The organism is Oceanobacillus manasiensis, from assembly GCF_000724085.1.
Taxonomy (GTDB): Bacteria; Bacillota; Bacilli; order Bacillales; family Amphibacillaceae; genus Oceanobacillus_B; species Oceanobacillus_B manasiensis.
This window is the reverse complement of the sequence record NZ_CCDL010000003.1, coordinates 465,626-482,808: the sequence shown is the minus strand read 5'-3', so window position 1 is coordinate 482,808 and position 17,183 is coordinate 465,626. Positions and strand designations below refer to the sequence as shown.

Below are 17,183 nucleotides of genomic sequence, written 5' to 3'. Positions count from 1 at the left end.
TAAAAGGTAGAACCTCTCGATAACACACTTTAAGTTTACACCTCAAAGTGTTGGATTATCATTTTCAAGAGACAATTATTACACTGATACCGTATCAATCGAGTCTAGGTACACGCAATATAGTAGAATGATTATTTAGAAGAGCGGGAATAAGAATGTGTGGATTGATAGTATTGGAATGTTAAATTTAACTAAATAAAAAACAATTCGAGATATACACAGAGAGTGAGGTAATTTATAAATCCTCATTCTCTGTTATAACAATTATATCTAATTCTTCCCCTATCACCTCATTCACAGTTGTAGCGATAAGGCTTATAAAGTGATCTTTTAGCCAATCCCTCTGAAATACATTCACACAGTAAATGGTGAGTGTTTTTTCTGTAAAGCTCGCTTTGGTGTGTGCAAACCAAGCTTCATAGGAACCAGAGGAGATATTACTAGATATTAATTCTAATATTTTTCCCCATCTATGATCATCTTCTATTTTATTTTCTTCAATATCGTCATATGTAGGAGAAACTAAGATAGTAAGCCCTGCTTCCACATAATCCCACATTTTCACCCAAGGATACGTTCCTTCAGGTAAAATAAAGGTTCTTTCTTCTAATGGCTTTATTGGCTTACTATCAGCAACAGTACCATGAGAAAAGGTAGCAGCATGTATTTTCACTATTCTATTCGTATCGTTAAAATACTTAAACTTCACTATCTATTCCTCCTACTCCATTTGTTTAATGTATATTTTTATATAAAAAAACGCTAATCCATTGATATATATCGGATTAACGTTCCTTTCAAGTAGTGATTCCGATTGGGCTCGAACCAACGACCTCTACCCTGTCAAGGTAGCGCTCTCCCAGCTGAGCTACGGAATCGTGTATTTGCAGTAAATCTACTATATAAAATATCTTTATATCTGTCAATACTAAGAATAGCGCAGCATGATAGTTTTCGCGTGACCATGAGCCGATATTTTAAGAGTTTCCAAATAATAGTACAGATACTTAAAGGATTTCCCTTCCTTCACAGAGAATGGTAATAATATACCAATTATAAAATGAAGGAGTACTACATATGTCAAATAACAAGAAAGAAACTTTTCAAGAAATAAATGCTGAGCGCCTAAATATTATTGACAGCGCGGGGAAAGTGAAATTGTCGCTTTTCAACCAAGATAACATTCCACCAGTTCTTATGGATGGAGAAGATATTCTTCCCGGGCACAGACAAAAAGATCCTATATCGGGCATAATGTTTTACAACCAAAACGAAGATGAATGTGGCGGATTGATTTACGGAAATGGTAAAGATGAGAATGGTAACGAAACGGTTTCTGCCTCTCTAACCTTTGATCAATATAAACAAGACCAAGTAGTACAAATGAGGTATGTCGAAGAGAACGAAGAAAGACATTATGGATTTTCTATCTTTGATCGCCCATCAACCCCACTCTCCGAACAAATTAAGGAGTCAGAAAGAATTCGAAAAAGTGATAAGAGTATAGTAGATCAACAAGAAAAGTTGGCGGAATTATTTAAAGGAAATGTTGAGCGAGCTTTCATGGGGAAAAACAAAGATGGAGAGATGACAGTCCATCTTAATGATAAAAAGGGAAATCAAAGAATTCGTATGGTTATAGACGAGAACGATGTACCAAAAATGGAGTTCTTAAACGCCCAAGGAGAGGTGACTTACAAACTCCCTCCTGAATAATGAAAAACAGGACAGCATCTCCTCGCTGTCCTGCTATTAACAATACTACTGCTGGGAAAGCTGACTTTTGATTTGCTGTACTACTTGTGGGTTTGCTGGTGCTGCTGGTTGGTAGTACCCTTTTTGGCTTGCATAATTATATAAGTTACGTTGGCGCTGCTCGTCCTGATTACGCAGTTGAATTAGTGTTTGACGCAATTGCTCATTGTCTGACTCACTAATATAGCTTGCATATCCTGTTAAACTTGCATTTAACCCTGCAAGATAGTCATTCACGATATCCTTTTCTGAAAGCATGTAAAATTCCTCCCTATCCTAAAAATGTCATAAGCTTTTGTTGTGCTGCTTTAGCATCTTGTGCATCTTTTTGCAGTATGGAAACAAGTTGCGGATCTGTGCAATTTTGGGCATAAGCCTCAAGCTTATTTGCAATCATGCCATGTCCACCAATAATGTGACGAAGGTTTTCCAATTCAAGTTCTGTTAAGCCATTATTCATTACGATTACCCCTTCCTGAGAAATACACATCTATTTTTCCCAGAGGAAAATGCACTATGCATACAAAGTCCCCAACTCTTTTTTATTTCGAAACACGAATTAAATGAGTGGATAAAAACATACTTTCCTATTATAATAGGAAGAATATTGGATTATTTAATGACAGGTGGAGAGTCAACATGAGAACAGTCTTTTCTTTTATTAAACCGTATAAGCTGGCAGCCGTTGCAGCGTTATTGCTAATGCTTGTGGAATTGGCTGCTGAATTGCTGTTACCTCTATTTCTAGGAAAAATGATTAATGACGGGGTGGTTAATCAGGATATTGATAATATTGTGATGTGGGGCAGTATTATGATCGGTCTATCCTTAATCGGTTTCATTAGCGGAATTATTAACTCCTTTTATTCCTCCCATGTCAGCTGGGGATTTGCCCATGACATAAGGGAAAGATTATTTGCTAAAATACAGGAATTTTCGTTTGCTAATTTAAACAAGTACCCCACTTCCGGACTTGTCACACGATTTACTAATGATGTGCGGCAGGTACAGAACACTGTATTTATGATTTTACGCATCATTTCAAAAGCACCTCTAATTGTCATTGGTGGTGTAACACTGGCATTTATCGTGGATGCGAAGTTATCCCTTGTTTTCCTTATTACGGTTCCGTTACTAATTGGATTTATTTTATGGATACTGAAGATTGCGAGCGGGCTGTTCGATAAAGTACAGAAAAGCGTCGACAAAGTAAACCTGGTCATGCAAGAAAATTTAGCTGGCATGCGGTTAATTAAGGCATTTTTCCGGAGAAAACATGAAGAAAATCGCTTCACTACAGCAAACAAAGAACTTGCTGATCGTACACGTTTTACTTTTCGATTTGTGGAGTCTTCCATGCCAGTATTGTTATTTGTAATGAATTTAAGCCTCATTTTCATTATTTGGTTTGGAAACGCTCAGGCCATAGCTGGGGATACTTCTGTCGGAAATGTCGTTGCAATTGTTAATTACGCGCTTCGTGTCTCAATGGCCATTTCTATGTTTACCTTTATTATCATGGCATTTTCTAGGATGAAGGCATCTGCTGAACGTCTAAGTGAGGTATTAAATTTGGAAGTGGATTTGAAGGATTCTGAGACGGTAAACCATGGTGTCCATGTAAATAAAGGCTCTGTTGCATTTCAAGATGTCTCCTTTGCATACCCTGAGGCGGAAGAAACGGTTGTAAAGCAAATGACTTTTGAGGTTGCTGCAGGGGAGAAACTCGCTGTTATAGGTTCTACCGGAGCAGGAAAAACCTCTTTATTCCAGCTTATCCCAAGGCTCTATGACCCAACAAGCGGAACAGTCCTTGTGGATGACAAGCAGCTCACCGATTATTCGCTTGATGAACTGCGCGGAAGCATTGGTTATGTGCCGCAAAGTCCACTTTTATTTACAGGATCGGTGAAAGACAATATTGCTTGGGGAAAAGATCAGGCTACGACTGAAGAAATCGTGCAGGCAGCAAAGGATGCTCAAATTCACGACACCATCATGGGTCTGGATGATCAGTATGAGACCCGCGTTGGTCAAAAAGGTGTCAATCTTTCAGGGGGTCAGAAGCAACGGATTTCGATTGCTCGTGCATTAATTCGTAAACCAAAAATATTAATGCTTGATGACAGTACAAGTGCGTTAGATTTAACAACAGAATCTCGTTTACTTGATGCAATCGATACGTACCAATGCACCATGTTAATCATTACCCAAAAGATTTCTACTGCTATGCGTGCTGACCGAATATTGTTAATGGATGAAGGCAAGTTACTTGCTACCGGAACACATAAAGAGCTGCTCGCAAACTCTGAACTATATCAAAAAATTGTGGAATCCCAATTTGGAAAGGAGTATGCATATGCGAAATAATTCATTAAAGCAGCCTTTTCAATATGAAAAAATCCCTGTAGATACTATAAAGGAAGATAAAGCAAGGAAAGCGAAGGACGCCCGTGGGACGCTTAAACGGATTTGGTCTTACCTCGCTAGGGAAAAGTTTAAGCTTTTTCTAGTGATATTGATGGTTGTTGCCAGCGCTGGGCTCAGCCTACTTGGCCCTTATATGATCGGAATGGCAGTTGACGATTTTATTGTTACAAAAGAAAGTGCAGGACTTGCCACTTTGTTAATCTGGCTCGCTATTATATTTCTGTTCCACTCCCTATCCATTTTTCTACAAAACTTTTGGATGGTAGATATCGCGCAGAACACCGTTTATTCGTTGCGTTCCGATTTATTTTACCAATTTCATCGCCTGCCTATATCCTATTTTGATAAAAGGCAGCATGGTGAATTAATGAGTCGTGTTACCAATGATATTGATAATGTTAACAATACACTGAATCAGTCGGTCATCCAGATTTTTTCAAGTGTGTTAACCCTATTTGGAACTGTTGGCGTAATGCTTTATTTAAGTCCATTATTAACGTTAGTGACCATGTCGATTATCCCTGCGATGTTTTTCAGCATTCGCTGGATCACAAGAAGAACAGGACCACTCTATAAATTACAACAAAAAAACCTAGGTGAAGTGAATGGTTATGTAGAGGAAATCGTTTCGGGACAGCATATTGTAAAAAGCTTCTCTCAAGAAGAACGCGTCATCAAAGAATTTGAAGAGCGTAATCAGAAACTAAATCATTCTGGGTTCTGGGCATTAACCATTGCCGGCTTTATTCCAAAGGTAATGAATTCACTTAATGCCTTGAGTATGGCACTTATTGCCCTTGTTGGAGGAATACTTGCAATTAATGGTTTTATAACTGTTGGGATCATTGTTATTTTCACAGAATATGCAAGGCAGTTTACCAGGCCTTTAAATGAATTATCCAATCAGTTTAATATTCTGCTATCCGCCATCGCTGGAGCAGAACGAGTTTTTCAAGTTATAGACGAGAAACAAGAGGAAAGCGATGAAAAAAGTGCAATAAAGCTATCAGACACGGAAGGAAAGATTGTGTTTGATCATGTTTCTTTCGGTTACGAAGACAGTAAAATTCTAAATGATATTAGCTTTGAAGCTGCGCCTGGTGAAACAGTTGCCCTCGTTGGGCATACCGGTGCTGGTAAGACGACTATCGTCAATTTAATTTCCCGCTTCTATAATTATGATGAAGGCGAAATTCGGCTCGATGGAAATGCATTAAAAGATATCCAGCGTTCTAGTCTACGCCAACATATGGGCTTTGTCTTACAAGATTCCTTCCTCTTCCATGCTACCATTAAGGAAAACATCCGCTATGGGCGTCTTGAAGCAACGGATGAGGAAGTAGTGCAAGCTGCAAAGGATGCGAATGCACATGAATTCATTGAAAAATTGCCTGATGGCTATGATACGATGCTCGACCAAGTTGGTAGTGGAATTAGCCAAGGGCAAAAACAATTGCTCACCATCGCCCGAGCATTGCTTGCAGAACCATCCATTCTGATACTGGATGAAGCGACAAGTAATATCGACACCATCACAGAATTAAAAATTCAAGAGGCTCTTAAACGATTGATGGAAGGCAGAACGAGCTTTGTTATTGCTCATCGTTTAAACACCATTCAAGAAGCGGACAAAATCATTATGCTTGAACATGGGGAAATTCTTGAGCAAGGCAGCCACGAATCTTTACTTGAGCTTGAAGGAAGTTATTACAATCTGTATAAAGGTCAATTACTCGAGAAGGCAAACTGAACCTTTTATAATACGAACCCATTAGTTTACAATAAGAAATAGTAGGGAATCAGAAACCGAAATGTTCGAGTATGACTTCCTTAAAGAGAAAAGCATCTGACTTTTAAATATTGGGGGGGTTAAATTGGGAAGAAAAGGCTCCATGACAGAAAAGCAAGTGGAAAGCAGCTATTTAAATGAAACGATGATTTTAAAACTTTATCAGCCAGAATCATTCTCACCATTATACAAATATAATATCTGTATCATGCAGGATGGAAATGATTATTACCAAATGGGACGGATTGCTACCCTTAGTGATCGTCTTCATGATTTTCATGAAATAAGTAATACCATTTTTGTGGGAATCCATTATAAGGACAAATATGATCGCAGAGAAAAATATCACCCAACCGGGGAACAGAATAAGGCATATATTAAATTTTTGGTTCATGAAGTCGTTCCCCTGCTCGATGATCTGCTTCCGACGTATCATATGGGACAATCACGAGCACTTATGGGAGATTCATTAGCAGGTACACTTGCCCTCATGACCGCATTAAAATATCCGCATACATTTGGTAAAGTTGTTATGCAGTCACCCTATGTAGACGAAACTGTCTTGAAGGCCGTTGAGGAAGCCACATCTATTCATGGTATTGACGTGTATCATACGATTGGCACAGCGGAAACGGCAGTTAATACAACGGATGGGCAAACTCTTGACTTTATCGAACCAAATCGAAAGTTACATGACCTATTAACAGCAAAAGGGCTTAGCTATGTTTATCATGAGCTAGAAGATGGAGAGCATACTTGGAAATACTGGCAACAGGATATGAAACGTTTACTTACTACTATGTTCGTATAACAATAAACGATTTTGCTGAAAACTTTAAAAATAATTACCGTGTTCTTTTTAATTTTGTTATAATATTAGGTACACTTAGCTGGTTCTTAAAGATATAGTCGTCAAAATATTAGAGGAGGTTTTCATAATGAAATATGGAATAGCTATTTTTCCATCAAAAGCAGTACAAGATGAAGCAAATTCATACCGAAAGCGTTATGACCCACATTATGCATTAATTCCACCGCATATTACGCTTAAGGAAGCCTTTGAAGCAGACATTGAGACTGTTAATGAATTCGTATCCGAGCTGAAACATATAGCGAACGACACGGAACCATTTACCTTAAACATTCAAAAAGTAAGTACATTTTCACCTGTAACCAATACAATTTATTTAAAAGTTGAACCAAAGCAAGAGCTGATCGACTTATTTGAAAAAATTAACCGTGGCAATTTTCCTGGTAATCAAGAATACGCATTTGTACCCCACATCACGATTGCCCAGAAGTTATCCAGTGAGGAATACTCTGATGTATACGGTAGTTTAAAAATGAAGAATTTTGAGTTAGAGGATAAAGTTGATCGCTTCCAGCTCCTTTATCAACTGGAGAATGGATCATGGACAGTGCATGACTCCTTTGTGTTCGGAAAGGAAAAAGTTTGAACATAATAATCGTAGAAACAGACAAACAGCTAAGAGATGCCTATGATGTTCGCATGGATGTTTTCGTTAAAGAGCAAAAGGTATCACCAGAGGAAGAACTTGATGAACATGATGAAACAGCAACACATCTTGTAGGTTATGAAAGTGACGAAGCAATCGCAGCTAGTCGACTTCGCTTTGTTGAGGAATATGGCAAATTAGAACGAATTTGCATACTAAAAGAGCACCGTGGCAAAGCATACGGTTCGCAAATGATCTCTGCCATGGAAGACATCATATTATCCAATGGCTATAAAAAGGCAAAACTAAATGCACAAACCCAAGCGCTCCCCTTTTATGAGCGCCTGGGGTACAAAACGATTTCTGGCGAGTTTATGGATGCAGGCATTCCCCATGTTACAATGGTTAAAGATTTGTGAAGCACCTCCTTGTGAGGTGTTTTTTTGTTGTTTGCCCATTTTTGTTAGGGATGAAATTTGCCCATTTGGAAATGCTAAAGGCTAAATGCCTATAGGGAGGGCAGCTCCAGTGAATGATTATCTAACGATGTTATATGAAACATTGTTTGGCTTTGCAGCTCTGTTCATACTTACAAAAATCTTAGGAAAGACTCAAATTAACCAGCTAACACCATTTGATTTTATTTCAGCATTAATTCTCGGGGAGTTGGTTGGAAATGCCTTGTTTGATAAAGAAGCTGGTATTCCAGAAATAGCCTTTGTAATTGCTCTATGGGGTGGATTGTTATACCTAACTGAGATTACTACCCAAAAATGGAAAAAAACACGCGCTTTTATGGAAGGCAGTCCAGACATTGTGATATACAAAGGCAAACTTATACGAGATACGATGAAAAAGGCTAAACTTGACATTAACCAGCTTCAACATTTGTTACGTGATAAAGATGTGTTTTCTATTCAAGATGTTGAGTATGCCATATTAGAAACAAACGGAAAGGTCTCTGTATTAAAAAAAGCTGCCTATCAAACTCCGAATAAACAGGATTTGAAAGTAGCGACACAAGAGGTTCACCTCGCCACTACACTTATTAACGATGGAGAAATTATCTATGATAATTTAAAAGAGAAGAATCTCACCGAGGAATGGTTGTTGGAACAAGTGCTAAGACAAGACTATTCTAGCCCATCCGAAGTCTTTTACGCAGAGTATATAAAGGGTAAAGAACTTTACCTCCTCCCTTTTACGAACCGTAATCACAAGCGATTCAAATAGCAGCTCACATTAGGTGCGCTGCTTTTTAATGTGTCTATCAAGAGAACTAAACACCTGCGTTAAAGTGCTTTCCTCTACCGGTCATTTCACCGAAAAACTTATTGGCAGGCAAATCTTGTCTCTTAGAAGATTGCTGCACTGGACCATTTAGCCTTTCATATTCCTTTTCAATACGCTGATGCTGTTCCTGCAAAATAACTTTAAAAGGTCCCTCAATGAATTGTGGATTTCGCTTTGTTTCCACAATCCTGTTTTGGTATTCATGATACTGGTAATGTGGAATTGGAAGAATGTATCCCATATAAGCGCCTCCATTTTAACAAGATATATTTCGGATCAAGTAAACGAACGCTAAAAGCCCGATTCGCACAACTAACAATCAGTGGGGAAAGAATGAAAACTCCCACTGATTGAAGTTTCACTTTATATATACCCTTTTTTCTAAATAGTATTCCTACCATTTATCCATTTCTTTCTCCATTTCTTTCATAAAACTTTCTATATCCCTGATGTTATTTAAATAATCCTCTTCCCATGCCTCTGCTTCATTATGAAACGTATTAAACCTTTTTTCTGGTAACTGGAGCCATTTCTCATTTTTATCAAGATGCTTTTCTAAATCGTGCACATGCTGAAGCCACTTTGGTTCCGACGCTTTCAATACTTTCTCCCTCCCATTTCCTCAAAATAAAAAGCAGCTACAAGATAGCTGCCAACTTCTTTTAAAACCAAGCGAAAGGATCTCTTCTTTCATCTTTATCATCATACTCATCATTCAAGTCTTTCTTATCTTCATGACGATCCTCTACATCAGCTTCTTCTTCCGGCTTTCTTCCTCCTAAAAAAGGATTTCGGTGATGGGATCGAGATGGTTCAATATATACATTATCTGCCTTTATAACGAGGTCTCTAACATGAATAACCTGTTTTCTCTCAGACACTAGCTTCAACTCCTTCATCATGTAAGTTCGTTATTAGTCTATGTCAAAAGTTTAGGCTGGTGTGGACATTCGCCCTTTTATAAGGATAAATATCTCAAATATTTAGGATGGATGCCCACACCTTCTATGCGAAAACACATACTCTAGTAAAGACAAATGAGTCAATTTCATTTTGAAGGGAGTAATAATTCATGGGTTGTGGAAAAGATTTTGAAACAGGAAACTGTGTTTGCGATATTCTTAGTGAAATAGTAGAGGCACAGAATGATGTCATTGAAAATTGTTGTGACACCAGTTGCGAGCAGTCTATTACGGATTTACTGGGGGAAACAGATCACGGAAACGGCTTAGATACAGTTCCAGTAATCCTTTATTGTAAAGGGGACTGCAAACCATTCCAAGCATACGGTGCGCACCCAAGCAACATCGGCTACGTTGTAGGTAGCTTCTATTTCCGTGTGAAAAAGATTACGGATGATTGTTGTGCAGTTTTAGAACTATTAAGAGATCCTGGTGATGAAAATCCATGTCCGAAAAATCCAGTAGAGCAAGAAACAAAGCCACTACGCGCAACTGGTATTTGCATGACTGTAGATCTTAACTGCTTCTGCCACGTAACATGTCTTCCAGCAATTAATGCGATCAACTAAGAAAAGAAAAGGCTCGAGGATAACTCCTCGGCCTTTTTAAAATCCTAATAACTTAATATGTTTAATGTCATCCAGCTTAATCTTTGTACTCTGTTTTCTATTCCCCACTCTAATATACACATAGTTATCCTCTGACCCTGTAATGACGCCTCTATATGCTCTGTCTTCTGTCCTTATTTCACAACGCATTTGTGGTGCATAGCTGGGAGTATCCACGAAATATGCCACCTTCTCTTCAATTGTCATATCCTTAAACTTAGGCCGTTCCTTTTTAACGCTTTCTGTAAGTGGTTTCTCAGATTCTTCAGTTATCTCAGGTACTTCCTCGTCTTCTTCTTTAATCTCCTCTTTTTCTTCCATTACATTCTTTTCTTGCTGTAATGCCTGTTCTTCTAGAAAACTACGGCGCTTAGTATGAGTACGGACTGGGCCCAGCGGTTCATCATGTTTTTGGTATACAGGATCTGACTCTTGTTCTAAGTTTTGCTTCTTTTTTGAGTTTGTATAAGAAGTATGTTGCATAGGTGCTTTTGGGTTATTTTCCTTTGGTTGGTGAATATAAAGCAAGGGGTCTTTCGCAAATCTCTTTTTTGCCATTAAAGATCACTCCTTCCTTTCCCATTATATGAACCCATTTTTATAAATGTGTGGAAGAATTTAAATCACGTATTAATAGGATGATGAAATCGCGAAAGATCTTTAACAATAAAAAAAGCCGGAAACTAAATGAATCCTAAAATTAGAGTTCAACTAATCAACCGGCGAAGTTATTATTTATAATTTGCGATGTAGGTGTGGAAAAGATTATGACTTCTTGATACGGGTTCCCGTTAAACATTTTCTAATTTAACGGTTATGCTTTTAAGCAGAAAACCAAAGTTGATACCCCTGATTAATCAAGAATGGTACCTTTGTCATGTTTTGTCATAGTTTATGCTTATTTAAATTAAAAACCCCATAAAAGCTGTTGCCATTCCAAAGTAAATTAGAATAGATATAATATCATTAACTGTTGTTATAAATGGTCCTGAAGCTACTGCTGGATCAATATTAAAACGATCCATAACGATAGGTACGAGGGAGCCGGCAAGCGTTGCTACGATCAATGTTGCTAGGATAGAAATCCCGACAAGCATACCAAGGAAGATATCCCCCTTCCAAAGATAAATAACAAGTGTAATAACAACCCCGCATACTGCACCGGTAATTAACCCTGTCCCCGCTTCACGTAAAATTAATTTGGTTTTCTTTTGCTTACCGAATTCGCCAGTGGCTAGTCCTCTAACCGCTACGGCCAATGCCTGAGTCCCAGTATTACCAGCCATTCCACCAATTAATGGTATGAAGATAGCTAGAACGGCAACTTGATCAAGCGTTTCCTCAAATCTGCCAATAAGGCTAGCAGTAAACAAACCCAAAAATAGTAAGATAACCAGCCATGGAAGCCTTTTACGAGCCGAAACAAAGGCGTTATCCGCAGTGCGTGTTGCTTCTGTTACACCAGCAAGTCGGGAATAATCCTCACTAGCTTCTTTTTCCATAACATCCAAGATATCATCTACCGTAATTATACCGAGCAAGTGATCTTGAAAGTCTACTACTGGAACTGCAAGAAAATCATAGTCCCGAATCATTTGTGCGACTTCCTCTTGATCCTTTGCAACCGAAACAGCAACAATTTTCTCATTCATCAACTCTTCGACTAATGTTTCTTCTGAAGCAACAATTAAGTCCCTAAGTGAGAGAACACCTACTAATCGCTTTTCTTCGTCTATAACATATAAGTAATAAATTGTTTCCGCATCGGGTGCTTCTTCTTTCAATAATTGCATGGTCTGTCTAGCAGTATAATGTTTGTAAGTGGAGACAAATTCTGTCGTCATAATACTACCAGCTGTTTTTTCTTCATAATGTAGCAAATGTTTAATCTCGTCTGCAGCTTCTTTATCCATTATTGTCAGAAGACTAGCGACTTGATCCTTATCCAGCTCGTTTAATATATCAACTGCATTATCAGCAGACATTTTAGAGAGCATCATAGAAGACATTCTCGGATCCATTTCTGCCACAATAAAAGTGGTATCCTCTAGTTCAACATTTTCTATTACGTCTCCTAGTTCTTCTGGTGATAAGTACGTATAGATTTGCTGGCGATACTCTTTTTCTTGATCCATAAAAAATTTCGCTTGATCGTAGGGATGCATATCTAAAAATTCATTTCGGAATTCATCTATTACTTCATGCTCGAGTGCATGTTTTAGTTTATTCCAATGTGCTTCATATTGTACTTGGTAATCTTCATCATAACGATTATTGGATTCCATGATAGTTCATTCCTTCCGTATGAAGAAGCTATTTTACTTTCAAAACAAATCTTCTTCTATTTTGCGTTAAGTAAATACTTCATTTGGTGGGAGGGCATCTCCCATCAAATATTATTTAAACGAGTTGGACCTTTACTGGCAGTTGTTCCACGCTGACCATTCTTACCAATCGAAGACTTGAAGTGGGTACTTACTGCCAGCTTAGACGTGGTAAAAAGTCTCCTATTAAATTCCCTTATAAATAAGCATCAAAACAATTTGGATTTATACTAGAAAATGGATATAATAAATGTCAATTACAGTTTCCCCATGACACAGGGACGCGATTTATGATAATGCAATTGTGAAAGGAAAGCAAGAAAAAGAAGGGGGATTAAAATGGAAAAAGTCGATATAATTGGCGACGTGCATGGCTGCTTTGAGGAATTACATGAAGTGCTTGCAAAGCTAGGCTATCTAAAAGATAAAGAATATAACCATCCAGATGGAAGGATTTTAGTTTTTGTTGGCGATATTACAGATCGTGGGCCTGAGTCTTTAAAAGTTATTGAACTTGTCTACTATCTTGTTATGATAGTAAAAAAGGCTTGCTACGTGCCCGGAAATCATTGTAACAAGCTTTACCGCTTTTTCCTTGGGAACAAGGTCCAACAGCGTCACGGTTTAGAAACAACGGTTGCAGAATATGAACAGCTCCCTAAAGATAAACGAGCAGAGATTAAACAACAATTTATTACACTTTATGAACAAGCGCCTCTTTATTTACAAATTCCTGAAGTCAACGCCATTGTGGCACATGCCGGTATTAAAGAGTCACTTATTGGAAGAACGGATAAACAGGTGAAAACCTTTGTACTTTATGGAGATATTACTGGTGATGTTATGGAAGATGGCCGCCCCGTAAGGAAGGACTGGGCAAAAGAATACAATGGTAAAGAATGGATCGTCTATGGACATACACCTGTCTTGTCGCCCAGAATTGTTCATAACACGATAAATATTGATACAGGTTGTGTTTTTGGCAATGAACTAAGCGCCTTTCGTTTACCAGAAAAAGATATTATCTCAGTTCCATCAAAACAGCCGCTTATCGAGGAAAAATTTAGTCACTTTGAAGATTAATGTTTCTTGGTAAATCTATTTAGATGATGCTCCGCTAAAAAGTAGCTGTTTCATGTCTTGTGGTAAATCCTGTTGAAAATGCATTTCCTTTTCCGTTATTGGGTGCTTAAAAGTCAATGCACAACAATGTAATGCTTGTCTTCCTATCCATTTGTCACTTCCTCCGTATAGGGTATCCCCAACTAGGGGATGACCAACATAACTGAAATGTACACGAATTTGGTGGGTGCGACCTGTTTCCAATTGAATGGATACAAGAGAATAGTGAGTGAACTCCTTTTCCGTTTCATAGTGCGTGATGGCCTTCTTCCCATCCTCCCTAACAATACGCTCAATTATGGAACCTGCTTTTCGCTCGATTGGTGCATTAATTATGCCTTGTTTAACTGAAGGGACCCCTTCTACCACTGCTTGATATTGACGTTTGACCATACCACTCTTTTGAAATGCTGATAATCGCGAGTGACTGTAACTATTTTTTGCAACGAGCATAAGTCCAGAGGTGTCCCTATCCAAACGGGTTACTATGTGAACTGTATTACTGACATCTTGATTCTTGTAATGACCAAGCAGAGCATTGGCCACAGTTCCTGTAGGTTGCATTAAGGAGGGGATGGAAAGCATACCAGCAGCCTTATTTAATACAAGTACAACATCATCCTCGTACACAATCGATAACGGTGTATCCTCTGGTTCCATGTAGGCACCGATTTTTTCCGGAGGAAACTCCACTACTAGTTTGTCCCCTTCTTTTAATTCGTATCTCACATTCTGATTCGTCCCATTTACTAGGATACTTCCACCATTAAACTTAATTGATTTTATCATACGCCTAGAAAAACCATGTTCCCGTTGTAAATACGTACGAATAAGTAATCCCTCATGTATCTTCCTAATGATCCACTCCATTTATTGTTTCTCCTTCACACCAAAAATTCTTCTTTTTCAACTTTCCCTTATTTTTCATAATACTTCCATCTATTTTTAAAGAGCATTTTCACTTTTATATTTCGAACACTTATCCCTCTACTACCATATTTACCTTTTAGCTATTTTCTTCCGCGACAAAGGAATCCCGCACCCTGTTCCAGAATGGAAATTGGCGAAATCTAGCAAAACGAATACGTTCATCCGCTACGCGACATTGTATAGACTCCACATTTGTATAGTTTGTCGTAAAATGATCAATCGCAATTAAAAAGCTACGATCAACAGTTGGTCTTAATAGGCATGGATGATGCTTTGGCAAAATTAATGGTGATCCAATGGTACGGAACACCCGATTGTTGATTGATGCCATTTCTGTTAGTTGAATCGCATCAATTGATGGATGGATTATTGCTCCCCCGAGCGCTTTATTGTAAGCAGTGCTTCCAGATGGGGTTGAAATACAAAGCCCGTCTCCACGGAATGTTTCAAAGCGTTCACCCTTTATCTCCACATCAAATACAACGGATCCATCAGCTGTCTTAATTGTCGCCTCATTCAATGCAAGAAAACGATCTTTGCTTTCACCTGTTTTAGAGCTTATCGTAACCTCTAGTAATGGGTATTCCACAATTTGAAACGGTGTTTTAGCAATTTCAATAATTAATTTCTCTACTTCTTCTGGGACCCAGTCCGCATAAAAACCTAAATGGCCAGTATGTATCCCAATAAATGCTGTCTGACTCAATCTGTAAATGTAACGATGAAATGCTTCAAGAAACGTGCCATCTCCTCCTACTGAGATAACCAATTCAGGTTCTTCTTCATCATAATCTAAATCAAAGTCTGTTAAGTACTGTTTCATTGTTGCCTTAAGTTTATTAGAACGGTCATCACCCTTCGATACGATAACAAATTTCATGGATCCAGTCCTCCTTAGTAATAAGTTCTATTATTTGCTGTGAAACATGCGCTGGGCTTCTTGTACTTCATTTTTAATTTTAGACATTTCTTCATCTAACTTAAATGCCGCCTCAGCAGCTCTTTGTAGGCGTTCTTTAACATCTGTTGGTATTCTTCCTTTATACTTATAATTTAAAGAATGTTCATTTGTTGCCCAGAAATTCATAGCTAACGTTCTTATTTGAATTTCTGCTAATAGTATTTTCCTACCATCAATTGTTTCCACAGGGTATTCAATAATTAGATGATAGGATCTATACCCACTATCTTTTTTCTCTGAGACATAATCTTTTTCTTCCATTATAGAAAAATCATTGCGACTACGTATCATATCTACAATGGTATAAATATCATCAACAAACTGACATACAACCCGAACTCCTGCAATATCCTGTATTTTTTGTTCAATATCTGTCATGTTAATCTGTCTTTTTTCCGATTTTTCCAAAATGCTCGCAACAGGCTTTACTCTACCTGTGATAAATTCTATAGGTGAATGCCTAGATTCATATTCAAATTGTTTCCTTATTCCTTTTAGCTTTACTTTTAATTCCTCTACTACCTGTGCATAAGGTGCAAGTAACGCTCCCCAGTTCACATTTACCACCACCTGATTTTCTTCTAAAACGACGTCTAAAAGCCTTTCGGCTCTAAGCACGAGTCGTTAGGATATAATTCCCATCTTATTGTAACATAATCTAATGCAATGGCTAATCTTTGCATATTTGCTTCACATTAGCCATAATCAATACTAACCAATTTAAAAAATGGAGAGAATAATGTGGCACAAGAAATTGAAATTGAATATAAAAATATACTAACAAAAAAGGAGTTTGAGTTACTACTAACTACGCTTCCTTTTTCAATAGAAGGTAAAACACAAACAAATTACTATTTTGAAACGAAAGAATTTAGCTTGAAATCCCACGGAGCAGCACTAAGAATTAGAGAAAAACAAGGGAATTATCAGCTTACTTTAAAAGAACCAAACGAAACGGGTCTATTAGAAACCCACGACACACTGTCTGAGGTCGAAGTGGATCAGTGGTTGAGTGGAAAACCGATGGCAAAACAACATACACAACATCAACTTGATAAATGGAATATTTCCGTATCCGAGTTAAGCTACTACGGTGCGTTAACAACCATAAGAAGAGAAATTCGCTATAAAAATGTTTTACTTGTTCTTGATTATAGTACGTACAATGGTCAGGTGGACTATGAATTAGAGCTTGAAGCACCAACAGAAGAAGTTGGCGAATCTGTTTTTCAGTCACTTTTAAAAGAGTTTGCAATCCCAGAGCGAAAAACGCCTAATAAAATCCAGCGATTTTTTCAATCATTGAGCAAGGATTAGTAGCGAAAAGTGAAACTTCAATCGGTGGACAGAATCAGACCTCTGGTTGCTATTGGCTCCCACTTTACTAATCCTTCAGTGGACCCTTGAAGTAGGGGCTTACAGCCGGTAAAGATATAAAGCTACGTTACAATCAGATCATTTGCTCACAATACCTTACGTTGCTACAATATATACAAACTTAATTCAAAAGCAAATACATCTTTACTGGGATGGTTAAAGAGCTTTTATAATA

Annotated in this window: 21 protein-coding genes and 1 tRNA gene; 10 read left to right on the top strand and 12 right to left on the bottom strand. The window is 37.9% G+C overall.

What is annotated here, in order from left to right:
• Positions 1-235: 235 nt before the first annotated feature.
• Positions 236-709 carry a DnaA N-terminal domain-containing protein gene (locus BN985_RS19260; RefSeq protein ID WP_095149340.1) on the bottom strand — a complete coding sequence of 158 codons (474 nt, stop codon included), beginning with the start codon at positions 707-709 and terminating at the stop codon, positions 236-238.
• Between the two features lie 96 nt (positions 710-805).
• Positions 806-878 (bottom strand) — tRNA-Val (locus tag BN985_RS15960).
• Between the two features lie 199 nt (positions 879-1,077).
• Between BN985_RS15960 and BN985_RS15955 the strand changes: the two genes are divergently transcribed.
• Positions 1,078-1,716 (top strand): hypothetical protein, encoded by a 639-nt coding sequence (locus tag BN985_RS15955; RefSeq protein WP_042224678.1) that lies wholly within the window; start codon positions 1,078-1,080, stop codon positions 1,714-1,716.
• A 45-nt stretch (positions 1,717-1,761) separates the two neighbouring features.
• Here BN985_RS15955 and BN985_RS15950 read toward each other — a convergent pair whose 3' ends face one another.
• Entirely contained in the window at positions 1,762-2,013 is a 252-nt protein-coding gene (locus BN985_RS15950) for a spore coat protein (protein ID WP_042224677.1), read from the bottom strand.
• Positions 2,014-2,026: 13 nt separating this feature from the next.
• Positions 2,027-2,215, bottom strand: a complete 189-nt coding sequence (locus tag BN985_RS15945; protein WP_042224675.1) for a hypothetical protein — start codon at positions 2,213-2,215, stop codon at positions 2,027-2,029.
• Between the two features lie 179 nt (positions 2,216-2,394).
• Here BN985_RS15945 and BN985_RS15940 point away from each other — a divergent pair, with 179 nt between their 5' ends.
• From BN985_RS15940 to BN985_RS15915, 6 genes are all read left to right on the top strand, one after another.
• Entirely contained in the window at positions 2,395-4,125 is a 1,731-nt protein-coding gene (locus tag BN985_RS15940) for an ABC transporter ATP-binding protein (RefSeq protein ID WP_042224674.1), read from the top strand.
• Positions 4,115-5,935, top strand: coding sequence for an ABC transporter ATP-binding protein (locus tag BN985_RS15935; RefSeq protein WP_042224673.1), 1,821 nt, complete (start codon positions 4,115-4,117; stop codon positions 5,933-5,935). Before BN985_RS15940 ends, BN985_RS15935 begins: the two co-directional genes overlap by 11 nt.
• A 124-nt stretch (positions 5,936-6,059) precedes the next feature.
• The gene (locus tag BN985_RS15930; RefSeq protein WP_042224672.1) at positions 6,060-6,785 is read left to right on the top strand and encodes an alpha/beta hydrolase; all 726 of its coding nucleotides are present in this window, start codon (positions 6,060-6,062) and stop codon (positions 6,783-6,785) included.
• 127 nt (positions 6,786-6,912) lie between these two features.
• Entirely contained in the window at positions 6,913-7,431 is a 519-nt protein-coding gene (locus tag BN985_RS15925) for a YjcG family protein (protein ID WP_042224670.1), read from the top strand.
• Positions 7,428-7,850, top strand: coding sequence for a GNAT family N-acetyltransferase (locus BN985_RS15920; RefSeq protein WP_042224669.1), 423 nt, complete (start codon positions 7,428-7,430; stop codon positions 7,848-7,850). Before BN985_RS15925 ends, BN985_RS15920 begins: the two co-directional genes overlap by 4 nt.
• Before the next feature lie 109 nt (positions 7,851-7,959).
• Positions 7,960-8,664 (top strand): DUF421 domain-containing protein, encoded by a 705-nt coding sequence (locus tag BN985_RS15915; RefSeq protein WP_095149341.1) that lies wholly within the window; start codon positions 7,960-7,962, stop codon positions 8,662-8,664.
• Between the two features lie 46 nt (positions 8,665-8,710).
• Here the strand turns inward: BN985_RS15915 and BN985_RS15910 are convergent, their stop codons facing one another.
• The 3 genes from BN985_RS15910 to BN985_RS15900 form a co-directional block, all read right to left on the bottom strand.
• Positions 8,711-8,965 (bottom strand): hypothetical protein, encoded by a 255-nt coding sequence (locus BN985_RS15910; protein ID WP_042224667.1) that lies wholly within the window; start codon positions 8,963-8,965, stop codon positions 8,711-8,713.
• Between the two features lie 153 nt (positions 8,966-9,118).
• A complete protein-coding gene (locus BN985_RS15905) occupies positions 9,119-9,325 on the bottom strand; it encodes a hypothetical protein (RefSeq protein WP_042224665.1) in 207 nt (68 codons plus the stop codon).
• A 61-nt stretch (positions 9,326-9,386) separates the two neighbouring features.
• The gene (locus BN985_RS15900) at positions 9,387-9,605 is read right to left on the bottom strand and encodes a hypothetical protein (protein ID WP_042224664.1); all 219 of its coding nucleotides are present in this window, start codon (positions 9,603-9,605) and stop codon (positions 9,387-9,389) included.
• A 191-nt stretch (positions 9,606-9,796) separates the two neighbouring features.
• Here BN985_RS15900 and BN985_RS15895 point away from each other — a divergent pair, with 191 nt between their 5' ends.
• A complete protein-coding gene (locus BN985_RS15895; protein WP_042224663.1) occupies positions 9,797-10,255 on the top strand; it encodes a CotY/CotZ family spore coat protein in 459 nt (152 codons plus the stop codon).
• Between the two features lie 36 nt (positions 10,256-10,291).
• Here the strand turns inward: BN985_RS15895 and BN985_RS15890 are convergent, their stop codons facing one another.
• Both BN985_RS15890 and mgtE read right to left on the bottom strand, forming a co-directional pair.
• Positions 10,292-10,852, bottom strand: a complete 561-nt coding sequence (locus BN985_RS15890) for a CotO family spore coat protein (protein ID WP_052360716.1) — start codon at positions 10,850-10,852, stop codon at positions 10,292-10,294.
• 344 nt (positions 10,853-11,196) lie between these two features.
• A complete protein-coding gene (mgtE, locus tag BN985_RS15885) occupies positions 11,197-12,579 on the bottom strand; it encodes a magnesium transporter (protein WP_042224662.1) in 1,383 nt (460 codons plus the stop codon).
• A gap of 378 nt (positions 12,580-12,957) precedes the next feature.
• Between mgtE and prpE the strand changes: the two genes are divergently transcribed.
• Positions 12,958-13,701, top strand: coding sequence for a bis(5'-nucleosyl)-tetraphosphatase PrpE (gene prpE / locus BN985_RS15880; protein ID WP_042224660.1), 744 nt, complete (start codon positions 12,958-12,960; stop codon positions 13,699-13,701).
• Positions 13,702-13,716: 15 nt separating this feature from the next.
• Here the strand turns inward: prpE and BN985_RS15875 are convergent, their stop codons facing one another.
• From BN985_RS15875 to BN985_RS15865, 3 genes are all read right to left on the bottom strand, one after another.
• The gene (locus BN985_RS15875; RefSeq protein ID WP_042224658.1) at positions 13,717-14,610 is read right to left on the bottom strand and encodes an RluA family pseudouridine synthase; all 894 of its coding nucleotides are present in this window, start codon (positions 14,608-14,610) and stop codon (positions 13,717-13,719) included.
• A 136-nt stretch (positions 14,611-14,746) separates the two neighbouring features.
• Positions 14,747-15,550, bottom strand: coding sequence for an NAD kinase (locus tag BN985_RS15870; protein ID WP_042224656.1), 804 nt, complete (start codon positions 15,548-15,550; stop codon positions 14,747-14,749).
• Between the two features lie 30 nt (positions 15,551-15,580).
• Positions 15,581-16,189: a GTP pyrophosphokinase gene (locus BN985_RS15865; RefSeq protein ID WP_042224654.1), complete on the bottom strand. Its 609-nt coding sequence runs from the start codon at positions 16,187-16,189 to the stop codon at positions 15,581-15,583.
• A gap of 183 nt (positions 16,190-16,372) precedes the next feature.
• On the opposite strand from BN985_RS15865, the gene BN985_RS15860 reads away from it, so the two are divergent.
• Positions 16,373-16,948 (top strand): CYTH domain-containing protein, encoded by a 576-nt coding sequence (locus BN985_RS15860; protein ID WP_042224653.1) that lies wholly within the window; start codon positions 16,373-16,375, stop codon positions 16,946-16,948.
• The last annotated feature ends 235 nt before the right edge of the window (positions 16,949-17,183 follow it).